Source organism: Streptomyces sp. NEAU-YJ-81, from assembly GCF_017592595.1.
GTDB classification, from domain to species: domain Bacteria; phylum Actinomycetota; class Actinomycetes; order Streptomycetales; family Streptomycetaceae; genus Streptomyces; species Streptomyces hygroscopicus_B.
Window position 1 is genome coordinate 1 of record NZ_JAGFNO010000049.1, and the last position, 11,161, is coordinate 11,161.

General features: G+C 68.2%; 14 protein-coding genes and 1 pseudogene. 9 read left to right on the plus strand and 6 right to left on the minus strand.

Features of this window, described 5'->3' with window-relative positions; genetic code table 11:
* Window positions 1–436: 436 nt before the first annotated feature.
* The 4 genes from J5X86_RS46565 to J5X86_RS46580 all read left to right on the plus strand — a co-directional run bounded on the left by J5X86_RS46565 (window position 437) and on the right by J5X86_RS46580 (window position 2,702).
* The gene (locus J5X86_RS46565) at window positions 437–700 is read left to right on the plus strand and encodes a hypothetical protein (protein ID WP_208522675.1); all 264 of its coding nucleotides are present in this window, start codon (window positions 437–439) and stop codon (window positions 698–700) included.
* Window positions 672–1,196: a DUF6879 family protein gene (locus J5X86_RS46570; RefSeq protein WP_208522676.1), complete on the plus strand. Its 525-nt coding sequence runs from the start codon at window positions 672–674 to the stop codon at window positions 1,194–1,196. The genes J5X86_RS46565 and J5X86_RS46570 overlap by 29 nt, the downstream gene beginning before the upstream one ends.
* 18 nt (window positions 1,197–1,214) lie before the next feature.
* Window positions 1,215–2,063 carry a helix-turn-helix transcriptional regulator gene (locus J5X86_RS46575; protein ID WP_208522677.1) on the plus strand — a complete coding sequence of 283 codons (849 nt, stop codon included), beginning with the start codon at window positions 1,215–1,217 and terminating at the stop codon, window positions 2,061–2,063.
* A gap of 219 nt (window positions 2,064–2,282) precedes the next feature.
* On the plus strand, window positions 2,283–2,702 hold the full coding sequence (locus J5X86_RS46580; RefSeq protein ID WP_208522678.1) for a restriction endonuclease: 420 nt from the start codon (window positions 2,283–2,285) through the stop codon (window positions 2,700–2,702).
* Window positions 2,703–3,222: 520 nt separating this feature from the next.
* On the opposite strand, the gene J5X86_RS46585 is transcribed toward J5X86_RS46580, so the two are convergent.
* Complete coding sequence (locus J5X86_RS46585; protein ID WP_208522679.1) at window positions 3,223–4,161, minus strand: alpha/beta hydrolase; 939 nt, start codon at window positions 4,159–4,161, stop codon at window positions 3,223–3,225.
* Between the two features lie 196 nt (window positions 4,162–4,357).
* Here J5X86_RS46585 and J5X86_RS51570 point away from each other — a divergent pair.
* Window positions 4,358–4,507 (plus strand): annotated as a pseudogene (locus tag J5X86_RS51570) (MerR family transcriptional regulator); the annotation flags it as partial.
* A gap of 23 nt (window positions 4,508–4,530) precedes the next feature.
* Window positions 4,531–4,782, plus strand: coding sequence for a hypothetical protein (locus tag J5X86_RS51575; protein ID WP_243983201.1), 252 nt, complete (start codon window positions 4,531–4,533; stop codon window positions 4,780–4,782).
* Window positions 4,783–4,924: 142 nt separating this feature from the next.
* Here the strand turns inward: J5X86_RS51575 and J5X86_RS46595 are convergent, their stop codons facing one another.
* A complete protein-coding gene (locus J5X86_RS46595) occupies window positions 4,925–5,110 on the minus strand; it encodes a hypothetical protein (RefSeq protein ID WP_243983193.1) in 186 nt (61 codons plus the stop codon).
* 212 nt (window positions 5,111–5,322) lie between these two features.
* Here J5X86_RS46595 and J5X86_RS46600 point away from each other — a divergent pair, with 212 nt between their 5' ends.
* The gene (locus J5X86_RS46600; RefSeq protein WP_208522681.1) at window positions 5,323–5,964 is read left to right on the plus strand and encodes an HNH endonuclease family protein; all 642 of its coding nucleotides are present in this window, start codon (window positions 5,323–5,325) and stop codon (window positions 5,962–5,964) included.
* A gap of 631 nt (window positions 5,965–6,595) precedes the next feature.
* Here the strand turns inward: J5X86_RS46600 and J5X86_RS46605 are convergent.
* Window positions 6,596–7,345, minus strand: a complete 750-nt coding sequence (locus J5X86_RS46605) for a sulfite exporter TauE/SafE family protein (protein WP_208522682.1) — start codon at window positions 7,343–7,345, stop codon at window positions 6,596–6,598.
* A gap of 185 nt (window positions 7,346–7,530) precedes the next feature.
* Between J5X86_RS46605 and J5X86_RS46610 the strand changes: the two genes are divergently transcribed.
* Together J5X86_RS46610 and J5X86_RS52290 are read left to right on the plus strand one after the other, a co-directional pair.
* Window positions 7,531–7,842 carry a Rid family hydrolase gene (locus J5X86_RS46610; protein ID WP_308124948.1) on the plus strand — a complete coding sequence of 104 codons (312 nt, stop codon included), beginning with the start codon at window positions 7,531–7,533 and terminating at the stop codon, window positions 7,840–7,842.
* A gap of 520 nt (window positions 7,843–8,362) precedes the next feature.
* On the plus strand, window positions 8,363–8,491 hold the full coding sequence (locus J5X86_RS52290) for a hypothetical protein (RefSeq protein ID WP_279595788.1): 129 nt from the start codon (window positions 8,363–8,365) through the stop codon (window positions 8,489–8,491).
* A 459-nt stretch (window positions 8,492–8,950) separates the two neighbouring features.
* Here the strand turns inward: J5X86_RS52290 and J5X86_RS51580 are convergent, their stop codons facing one another.
* The 3 genes from J5X86_RS51580 to J5X86_RS46625 form a co-directional block, all read right to left on the minus strand.
* Window positions 8,951–9,307, minus strand: a complete 357-nt coding sequence (locus J5X86_RS51580) for a hypothetical protein (RefSeq protein WP_243983194.1) — start codon at window positions 9,305–9,307, stop codon at window positions 8,951–8,953.
* A gap of 248 nt (window positions 9,308–9,555) precedes the next feature.
* Window positions 9,556–10,185 (minus strand): hypothetical protein, encoded by a 630-nt coding sequence (locus J5X86_RS46620; protein ID WP_308124949.1) that lies wholly within the window; start codon window positions 10,183–10,185, stop codon window positions 9,556–9,558.
* Between the two features lie 69 nt (window positions 10,186–10,254).
* A complete protein-coding gene (locus J5X86_RS46625; protein WP_208522683.1) occupies window positions 10,255–10,932 on the minus strand; it encodes an HNH endonuclease family protein in 678 nt (225 codons plus the stop codon).
* Window positions 10,933–11,161 lie beyond the last annotated feature (229 nt).

An 11,161-nucleotide genomic window follows, 5' to 3' on the forward strand; every position in this document is an offset into this window, starting at 1 on the left:
CGTTTCGATGCCCGAATCGGCAGGCACGGGCAGCGGTACAACCCCTCCCAGGAAGCGGTCGTTGTAGCCCTTGCGGTTCGCCAGGGATTCGGGGCTCACGGTCTCAGCGTTTGGCGGGGGATCGGGGGGAGTGGCCATGCCGCTCTACGTACCGCACCGCCCGGGCTCGCACGCGGACGCGGCCTGTCACCTCACCTGAATGGCTGAGGAGCAGCTTCGACCTCGAGGCAACCGCGTCAGGTGACGCGGACGGCGGGTTCACCGCGCAGCAGGTCGGGGCGGGCATCGGCGAGCCCACGTGTCATCCGATACCGGTGTTCTTCACGCCCGGGCCGTGGGTGCCGGACCTCGGCTCGAGGCGGCATTGACCGCTCCTGGTGGTCGCGGGACGGTCGTGGCGCAACCGTGCGCAACGGGCTCGACAAGAGGAGCAGTTATGACGTTACGGTTTGTCGGGATGGACCCGAATGCTGGAGGCGAGGGTTCGCCGACGGTGTGGGTGGAGGAGGGGAGCGCCGATCTGGTCCTGCAGGGGGAGGAGGCCGAGGGGCTCTTGAAGGAGCTGATCGGCAGCACTCAGTGGGTGCCTGGGCATGCGACGGGGATCCCTGCCCATGAGCGGGTGATCCGGATCCCGGCCCGCAAGGTGTCGATCTTGAGGGAGGCGTGCAATGTCGCTGAAGGCAAGGACGTTCGCTGACCTGCTCGCCGGCACTCGGCGCAGCGCCGTCCACCTGGAGATGCGGGACCAGTACGCGGTCGGTGACGAGGCCGAGGACTACGCCGCCTTCCTGAAGACCAGAGTGGCCAACACGGACCCGGCCAAGTCGTTCTGGCCCGAGTGGCTTCCGCTGGTGGCCGACGCCGTTGCCCGCGGCGTGGTGATGCGACGGGCGCGGATCGTCTCCGAGCCGGTCACCGACTACATCCGCTACGAGCACGCCATCACCGTGCTGAACCTGCGGGCCGGGGAGGACGTACGCTGGCTGCCCCGACGGCACGCGAGCGACCTCGCTCTGCCCGGCAACGACTTCTGGCTCCTGGACGGACGGCTCGTGCAGTTCCACCACTTCACCGGGACAGGGGACTGGGCCGGCAAGGAGCACACCGAGGACCCGGACGTCGTCGCCCTGTGCGCGGACGCGTTCGAGGCGGTGTGGCAGCGGGCTGTCCCGCACGAGAAGTACACCGTCTGAAAAGCAAACGGACAGCCCATGCCGGCATCTCCGTCCTCCAGCGCCCAGGCCGCCCGCGAAGCTCTCGCCGTTCGCCTGGCCCATCTGGTGCGGGACGCCGGGATCACCGGGCGTGAGCTGTCCGCCCGGTGTGGCTGGGACCCGGCCAAGACCTCGCGCATCCTGCGTGCCAAGGCCGCACCGTCCGAAGCCGACATCCGCGCCTGGTGCACCGCCTGCTCTGCCCAGGACCAGACAGCGGACCTCATCGCCACCGCCCGCGCGGTGGACTCGATGTACCTGGAATGGCGCCGCCAGCACCGCGATGGGATGCGCCGCACCCAGCAGGACGTCCTCGCCCGCAATGCCGCCGCCCGCCTCTGCCGCGCCTACACCTCCAACGTCATCCCCGGTTTCTTCCAGACCGCCGGCTACGCCGAGGCCCTGATGCGCTCCATCACCGGCTTCCAGGGCACCCCCGACGACATCCCCGAGGCCGTGGCCGCCCGTCTGGCCCGCAGCCGTTTCCTGTACGAGGGCGACCACCGGTTCGTCGTCCTGATCGAGGAGTGGGTCCTGCGCACGCGGATCGGCTCCCCCGAGACGATGGCCGGCCAACTCGCGCACCTGCTCACCGTGATGCCACTGCCCTCGGTCTCCCTCGGGATCATCCCGCTCGGCGCCCAGCGCACCGTATGGCCGCTGGAGGCGTTCTACCTCTACGACGACCACCACACCGTCGTCGAGACACTCACCGCCGGCATCAGCATCCGCCAGCCCCGGGAGCTCGCCGACTACGCCCGCGCCTTCACCGGCCTGTCCCGGATGACCGTCCATGGCGATGCCGCACGCACGCTCCTCCGCGCCGCGATCGAGGCCCTGGAGTGAATCCGCGCAACAATCCGCAATTTCGTTGAGGCCCGCTCCACCGCCTCCGTAGCGTGAAAGCCGACGCCACAGCGCGGAGAAGCGGGACCTGACGTGCGCACACGAACGCCGGCACGGGGCGCAGCGCCTCTTCCCGGCCCGCTCGCCCGCGCCGGCCAGGGACACCCTGCCTCCCCGGGCGGCCGCGGCGCCCCCCCGGAGCACCAGCAGCGAGGCCCGATGACCAGCACCCACAGGGTCCTGCACGACTCCCAGGGCCATTTCGAGGCAGAACTTCCCCTCGACCGGGAGACCTATCAGCGCCTGGTCGACGCCGTCCTCGGCTGGGATGGTGACCCGGGGCTGCACGAGGGTGAGTACCAGCAGATCGCGCTGCAGCTGACCGTCGCCGCCCGCGCGGTGGCCGGCGACGTCTGCCGCGCCGCCGACCAGCTGCCCGCAGACCATCCGGCCCGGGTGCTCGCCGAGGACGTCCTCGAGGACTCCCGCCGCCGCCTGTCCAGTGCGCTGCAGGGCACCGCGCGCTGTGTTCAGGACCGCGCCCGGCTGGTCCGCGCGCTGTACGGGCGCCTGGACCGTCTCACCGAGGTGATTGACAGCCCGGGCACAATCCCGGAAACCCGACGCCGCCGTGTGTGATCGCGCCTCGCCCAGAGGCACAAGCGCGGTGCAAGACCGCGCGATGTCACACGGTCATCGGCGAGATCCAGGCAGCACTCGCCGTCGACGGGTTGTGCACCAGGAGGCTGTCCTTGTCGGTAGTTGGGCTCGCGATAGCCGGAGACGCTATCCCAAGTGCAGCAACGCGAAGCCGGCGGCGCACAGGACGACTCCTGCGAACGCTATGAAGCCCCCTGACATCCGCATCCGCGCTTCCGGGGAGACCGGGTAGACGGGTTCAGCAAGGCTGCCCCTGCGCAGACGGGCCTCGCGGACCCGTGCTCTCATCCGGGCAGCTTGACGGGTGGACATCCCGCGCACGTCGAAGGCGAAGCCCAAACCGAAGATCAGAGCGATCACACCGACACCGAGGGCACCGACGCAGAAGGCCAGCGGCAATCGGACAACCGCAGCACCCAAAACCTTCAGAGAACGACCGTTCTTCGAAGTCGCCTCACGGGCCGTGAGGCGGAGTGACCGGGATGCGTGGTGGGGTGCCTCAGCGCGCTCGCTCGTACTCCCGCGTGATGAAGGAGACGGCGTTGTCGAGGGCCTCGTCGGACTCGGCAATGTGGCCGGCCAGCAGGTGCCAGACGTGGAACATGTGGGGCCATACCTCGAGGGTGGTGCGGACGCGTTGTTCTGCGAGCCGTCCGGCGAGCGTGATGCCGCTGCTGAGCATCACTTCGTTCTCACCCATCTGGATCAAGGTCGGGGCCAGGCCGCGCACATCGGCGAAGACGGGCGAGGCGTCCGGATCGGTCGGCAGCGCGTTGCCCAGGAACGCGCGAGCGAGCTTCTCCAGGAATTCTCCGCTTGTCAATGGGTCGAGGCCGTTGCGGCTCTGGACCGAGGAGCCGGAGTGCGTCAGGTCGGCCCAGGGCGAGAGGGAGACGCCCGCCACGGGCAACGGCATGCCCGCGTCGCGTGCCTTGCGCATGACCGTGATCACCATCGCGCCCCCGGCGGAGTCACCCGAGATCGCGATCTTCTCAGGAGCGGTCCCCGCCGCGAGGAGCGCCCGGTAGGCGGTGAACACGTCGTCGATGGGGGTGGGGAAAGGATGCTCGGGTGCCTGGAGGTAGTCGGGCACAAACACCCGTGCCCGCAGGCGTTTGGCGTAGTGGCCGGTCAGTCCGACATAGGCCTCGACCGCCCCGTGTACGTAGCCTCCGCCGTGGATGTAGAGCAGTGTCCGGTCATCGGTCACTTGCTCCGGCACCACCAGCATGGTCGGCACGCCATCGAGCTCGGTCCTCTCGAAGGTCACGCCTTGCGGTGCCGGGAGAGCGGCAGCGAGTTCCTTGCCGTAGTTGTCCCGCACTTCCGCCCAGCTGAGGTCGCCTTCCCCTGTAAGCGCAGGAGCGATGCCGCTGGCCGCTTGCATCCAGCGTTCCAGCAGTGCTGCGGCTTCTGGTGTCAAGTTCATGGTGCTCATGTCTTTCGTCGATGCCACTGATTGCGCGGGCCCGGTGTGCCACACGGACGAGATACATGCCCTGTGGAGGTACGCCGCCGAGACGGTTCCGGTGGACCTCGCCAACGTCGTCAGTGTCCATCCCTGACACTGATGTCAAGGTCAAACCGTGCAGGTCACGACCTTCTGGAGGCTGCCTTGCCCTAAGATCGAGGGCATGCGCATCGGAGAGGCGGCGCAGCGCACGGGAACGACTGCGCGGCTGCTGCGGTACTACGAACAGCAGGGTCTGATCGTGCCCGGTCGCTCCGAAAACGGCTACCGGGAGTACGACGAAAATGCCCTGGGGCGGATATTGCAGATCCGAAGACGATCGACCTCATCTTCGACGTGCAGGCGGACGGCGTCGACCTCGTCAACGGCCTGCCGTCTCGCTGGGGTGTCGGCTTCGCATTGCCGAAGAAGGGCGCCCTGCCCTGGATCCCTGACGGCAGGATCGCGTTCTGGGGCGGCTCGATGATCATCGCGGATCTCGACCGGCGCATGGCCATCTCCTACGTCATGAACAAGATGGGACCGGGCATCCTCGGCTCCGACCGCAGCGCCGCCTACGTCCGAACCGTCTACGACCAGCTGCCCTGATCAGGGCATGTTCCCGTACAGCTACCGCGTGCGTACATGGAGCGCTGCGTCACAGATCGTGTTGCACTGATGACGCTCCGGGGGGGGCGACGACGTGAACCGGCCTCGGGAACATCGGTACAGCGGTTGGCGCTGACATTGATCATGGTCCGGTCGGTGCGAGGGTGCTGACCCGGTTCTCGTACTCGCGGCGGGCCTTGCGTTGGGCCGGGACCGCCGGGACGCCCTGGCCGCCGTCGAGCGGCTGGCAGCGGTCGAGGAGCTGGCGGTGCACGGCGGGGACGGCGGTGACGCGCAGGGTGTAGCCCTGGCTGCGCCGTACGGTCACCCCTTGGTCGAGCGCGGCCCGCTCGGACCAGTGCCACGGTCGCCAACACGGTCGCGGTCTTGGAGGAGGCCGGCCGCCCGTACTGGGCACACAGCACCCGTTGACTGTTTGTTATCAGTTCTTCACCTTCGGTGCTCTACTCGCATAGATTCCCTCGGGCCAGGATGGGGGCGCTTCTTCACCTCACCCTTCGGCTCAGGAGTCGATACGCCATGCGCAAGAACGCTCGCCGTAGCATCCTCGCCGGCTTTGTGGCCTCCGCGACCGCCGCTCTCGCCTTCCTCGGCACCACTCCTGCCCAGGCCGCACTGCCGACGCCGGTCAGCGCTGCCACCGCCCGCTCCTACCTGGCCTCCCTCACCGTCGCAACCGAGCACTCCAGAACCGGCTACAGCCGGGACCTGTTCCCGCACTGGATCACCATCAGCGGCGCCTGCAACACCCGCGAGACCGTCCTCAAGCGCGACGGCTCCGGCGTCGTCACCGACTCCTCCTGCGCCGCCACCAGCGGCAGCTGGTACTCCCCCTACGACGGCGCCACCTGGTCCGCCGCCTCGGATGTGGACATCGACCACCTCATCCCGCTCGCCGAGGCATGGGACTCCGGCGCCTGGAACTGGACCACCTCCAAGCGGCAGGCCCTCGCCAACGACCTCACCCGCCCGCAGCTGCTCGCCGTCACCGACAACGTCAACCAGTCCAAGGGCGACCAGGACCCCGGTACTTGGTGGCCCTCCCGCACCGCCTACAGGTGCACCTACGCCCGTGCCTGGGTCCAGGTGAAGTACTACTACGGCCTCAGTGTCGACTCCGCCGAGAAGAACTCCCTGTCCTCCGTTCTCAACGGCTGCTGACCCGCCGCCCGAGGGGCATCCCAACCCGGTTCGCAAGTCCGCAATCCGCCTCGCCAGGCGCAGCCGGCCGAGGCGGATTGCCGCCTGTGCGCTGTCCATCTGTCGCCGTTGTCGCCCTGTCCGTCGCCAGCGTTCTCGCCGGGGCGAAGCTCGGGACGGCTTGCATCGCTCATACTGGTTGCATGTCCGTTATGCCTGCCGCTGAGCCGTCACCGTCCGCTTCCGAGGTGCTGCGGCAGCGCTATGTGCGAAGGGTGCAGATCTTTTGAGGGTGTCTGGCACGAGCGTGACCTGCGGGTTCGTAATCCAGCACCGCTACGCCGTGTCAGTTACGCCCGGCCGTTCGGCGCCGACGCGGACGAACGGGTGCCATGAGAGACAGACGGGCAGGTCGGCCGCGCTGGGCTCCGTGGCGACAAGGGACTCGATCCGTACAAAACCGCAGGTGTGCCAGACCCTCAAAAGATCTGCACCGACCGGGAAGGCGAACGCGAGTGAACCGCTGACGACGTGTCGTAAGTAGTAGATGACATCAAAACCGGGGTGTCTACAGGATCCCGGGACACGGGTAGGCGGCCGGGGATACCAAGCGGATGCGGGCCGTCGAAGTTGTCGCGGGCCCGAGCCGCCATCACGTCACGGCGTCGGCAAGCATGAAGGCGGCCACGACCAGCAGGACCATTGCGAAAATGTGCTGCAGGCGGTGCCCGGCGACCTTCGCGGCCATGCGCTTGCCGTCCCAGGCGCCCAGGATCGCGGTTCCGATGAACGGGCCGATCAGCGCCCAGTCGAGCGAGGCGGCGGCGCCGGAGCGAGTGGCCAGGGAAGCCAGCGAGTTGGCCGTGATGACCAGCAGGCTGGTGCCGACTGCGGCCTCCATCTCGAAGGCCAGGACGGTGACCAGGGCGGGGACAGCGAGAAAGCCGCCGCCCACACCGAGCAGGCCGGTCAGCGTGCCCAGGCCGGCACCGGCCCCGGCTGCCTTGCCCGGCCGTACGCCGCCGCTTCCGGGACGGGCGGTGTCAGCGGGCCGGAGCATTTTGATCGCGGAGAAGACGGCTGTAGTGGCGAAGGCGACGGTGAGGACGGCTTGGGGCATGTGGGTGACTGCGGCTCCAGCGGCAGCCGCCGGAAGAATCCCGGCGGCTGCGAATGCCGCTCCGGCCTTCCACCGCACGTGCCCGGCCCGGGCGTGCGCGTACAGGGCGGTCAGAGATGTGGCGGTGACGATGATCAGGCTGGCGGTGGTGGCCGCGGCGGGGGTGAAGCCGAGCAGGTAGATCAGCGCGGGCACCGCCAGGACGCTGCCGCCGCCGCCGAGGGCGCCGAGCGTCAGGCCGACGACGGCTCCTGCGATCAGGGCCAGGATCAGGACGGTCATGCTATCCGCCCACTGTGTGTCCGCTGTCGCCGGCCACCGGCAGCCCGGTTCCGGTGACGCGCGGGTGACCCACGGATGACGAGGAGAATTTTCATGAGCAAGGTCGAATACTTTGTCACCCCCGGTGACGGTGAGCGAAACCTGGAGCTGTTCCACTTCTCCAGGGGGTGAGGATCGGTGACCGGGTGGAGATCTCCGGCCAGGGCGGCTGGAACGAGGCCTGGGAGTTCCCGGAATCGCTTGCGGACGAGATCATCCAGGCATTTCGCAATGTCGAGCGGGTCCTGGAACTCGCGGGCGCGAGCTGGGAACACGTGGTCGACGTGCACTCGTACCACGTGGACCTCGACCCGGCGGTCGTCCTCCGGGCCATGGCTGAGCGATTCCGTCACTACCGGCCTGGACAGCCCCCGATCTGGACCTGTCTAGGAGTGCCCACCCTGGCAGACCCGAAGATGCGGGTGGAAATTCGGGTCACTGCCATCCTGCCGGACTGAACCGCGCCAGGTGCTCGGGTACGACGTCCTATCGGCCTGAGATGTGACGAGTGCCGCCAGGGCCTCCGGCGGCACTCGTCCCCTTGCCGGCCTCCCCCTCGACCCTGGCCAGCGTCGCCCGTCTGCTGGTCGTCCACTACTGCTACGGGCGCCGACGCCTGGCGGTGTCTGCTGGAGGAACGCGGCTTCACCGGTGCCGGGGTGCTGCCTGTCCAGGGCCCGGACGGCAGCCCGTACTGCACCCTGGTCGTCAGGGCCCGCCGCGGCGGGCCCTGACGGTCATCTTGGGGCCAGCTCCGCGCCGCTGGCCTCTCTGCGAGGATCAGGCGCGGGGGCGGAGCTGGATTGAACCTCGGCCACCTGAAGTACACGCCGGGCGCCCACCTACCGGTGCCGCTGCTCGCGGGGATGGTGGCCGTCGGAGCCCTTTTGGCTCCTGCCTCGCGGCTCTTCCGTTGACCACAGGAAGGCCGTATGACCGTCATGGGTGTACCTCGGCAGGCACATCAGCCCCGTGGGCATGAGCAGTCGGCCGAGCCTCCGCGACACGTACGGCTTCGACATTGAGCACATCGACATCCTCCGCAGTCCTGATCCCGACGCCGTCATCGGCACCCGGCTCTTCATCGCCACGGCCAGGCCCAGATGATGGCGACACGGGGAGGGGAGGACAGACAGCGACGGGACCCGACGTCCATGCCGGCGCTGCGTCGGGCCGCGCTCAGCGCGCCCTGTATACCGCGCCTGTGCGAGCAGGCGTATGAGCTCGGCGACGGCCTGGGGAGACAGGGTCCCGTACGCGTCCCTCTCCTGTCAGCGACGTGCGCCTGTTTCGCGGACGGTGTGTGTCGGCGCTGGTTCTTCTGGAGTCAGGTGGAGCTGTTTACGTGACGGATCAGCCACGTGAGCATGGCGTCGAGGTCGTCGGCGGCCGCGAGGACTTTGCTGACAGCTTCAGGGGTGTGGAGCCAGTCGTCGTAGCCGGGGGGTTGGGCAGCGATCAGTGAGCGGTGGCGCAGGAGGTCCGTGCGGGAGTGGTCGGACGGATAGCCCCGTTGGGGGGCGCTTCATCACGTCCCCGGAGATGGCGTAGCCCTTCGCCCTCAAGTCATTGACGATGGCGGAGTTCGTGGCCGCTTCCCTCGGCGGCGACGGCCTTGCGGAACATGGTGACCTGGCCAGGGGCGGGATACCACCAAGCGCCTTGGATCCGCAGGCCGTCCAGGTCGAACCGCAGGCCGATCTCGATCTTGTGGCCGAGGCGGATCACCGCCCCCTGATGCCGCCACCACCAGGAGTTGGTGCCGTAGTGCCAGACAGAGAAGTCCTCGTACCGGGGATCGACGTCCGCCACATCATTGAGCGGCGCGATCATCGGCTGCCGGACGAGACGTTCGCGATCCGCGCGGTACTGCTCGCGCACCGCGTGTGATGGCTCGCCCTGCAGGTGCAGCAGCACGTCCATGGCTCGTTCCGGCCAGCCGGTGAACCGTCCGCTCATGCGGGCACCATAACCCACCAACCCACCCACGACCCGACAAGGATGTAGTGCGACGGGGCAAGTAACTCCACACGTGTGAGCAGTGTTGCGGTGGATCAGCGGCAGCGCAGTGCAGGAGAAGGCTGCCCACCAGCCCCACGCGTGCCGATCCCTCACGAGCCCTCATCGAGGCTGGGGGGCTTCTCGAGCCCTGTGCGGTCGGCCCACAGCTCTCAGGAAGAAGATGCCGCGCTGCGCTCAGCCGCACCAGCGGCCGCGTCCGGGGCGGTTGCCGAGTACAAGACGGACCTCTGCTGCTTGGTGCGGTGAGCTTCGCCCTTGGCGACGAGCGACTCGAGAGTGCTGCGCACGACCGTGGCCTTGATCTCGCGGTCCGGAAGGGCCTGGGTGAGGGTGGCGGTGACTTCGGCTGCGGAGCGCGGTTCACCGTGCTGGGTGAGGTCACCGTGGATGAGGTCCCGGAGGGTGGGCGCACCCGCTGCTCGCACCCGCTTGGTGCGCTTCCCGCCCGACTCCGTCCCCTTCCGCTTGCCGCTCGCTGTGTCGGTCTTCTTCTTCGGCTTGCGCGTCGGCGACCGCTCCGCGGACTTCCGTGCAGCGGATGCACCATTCTCAGAGCCGCTGACGCCGGTGTTCTCCGGAACATCGGCGGCTTCGTCGCCAAGGCTCTGCCGCATGCCGAGCAGGAGTACCCGGTTGTTTTCCAGTACCAACAGCTGCTGCTGTAGTGCCGTGATCTCGGAGCTGAGACGTTCGTGGTCGGCTGTGTTGCGTTCGAGATCGGTGTTGATCTGTGCCGCGTACTGGGTTTTCAGGTTGGTGTTGTCGGCAGAGGTGTCCACCACAAGCTCCCTTGTCTGGGGCGTTTTCATGTTGGTGGTGGATGGTACCTCTGCGCGACGGCTATGCGGCTACGGGTTTGAGCGGGCGGGTGTGTAGGTGATCCGGGTGTCGCGGCAGCCGGCTGCGAGATCGGTGAGCGCGGTCACTTCGCCCGGGTCCGCTGAGAGTCCCCAGCGGGACTTCACCACGGTCCATTCCTCGATGTACCGGCAGAGTGCTCCCGGATCGGAGGGAAGCCACTGGTTGGGGTCCTGATCGGCTTTGGAACGGTTCTCCCGAGCACTCACCGCGGCCAGAGACCGCATGTCGCCCACATCGTTGGCGTAGTCCTGGCGTTCCTGCGCAGACCAGTTGGAGGCACCGCTGTCCCAGGCTTCGGCGAGCGGCACCATGTGGTCGATGTCCAGGCCGCGGGCGCCTTGCACGTCGGTGTCGTCGTAGTACGAGTGCCAGATGCCGCCGCTGATGGTGCACCGGCCGGTGACCGTGGGCGGCTCGATCGCCTCGGCGATCAGCACTTCCTGGCGCGTGTTACAGCCGTCTGCGTCCGCGTCCCCCCAGTGCTTGAAAGCCGTGCGTTCGTAGCCGGTGCGGTCTTCCGCCGCCACGGGCAGTGCGTCAATGGCTTCCCGCAGCGTGGTGGTGACCGTCTCGCTGGGTGCCGCTGACGCCGGCGCCACCGTACCGGCCAGAGCCGCGACGGCGGCAGCGAGCGTGAGAACGGTGGACCTGATGTGCAGCCGCATGGACGCCACCTCTCCTGTTTGAACAGTGCGGCCCAACAACTACCGGGACCGGCCAGAGCGCCACGTGACAGATGCATCGAAGATCGCTCGAGGGAGATGGCCTGGGACGACGGAACGCGGACGTATGGGCACTCGCAGCCTCGTCTGCGGCGGTGCGAGGCGGGTACCAACCGCTGACACCGGGGCCGGTAGCGCCGTCGCCACATGCGGCGGGCGGGCACAGGAACGC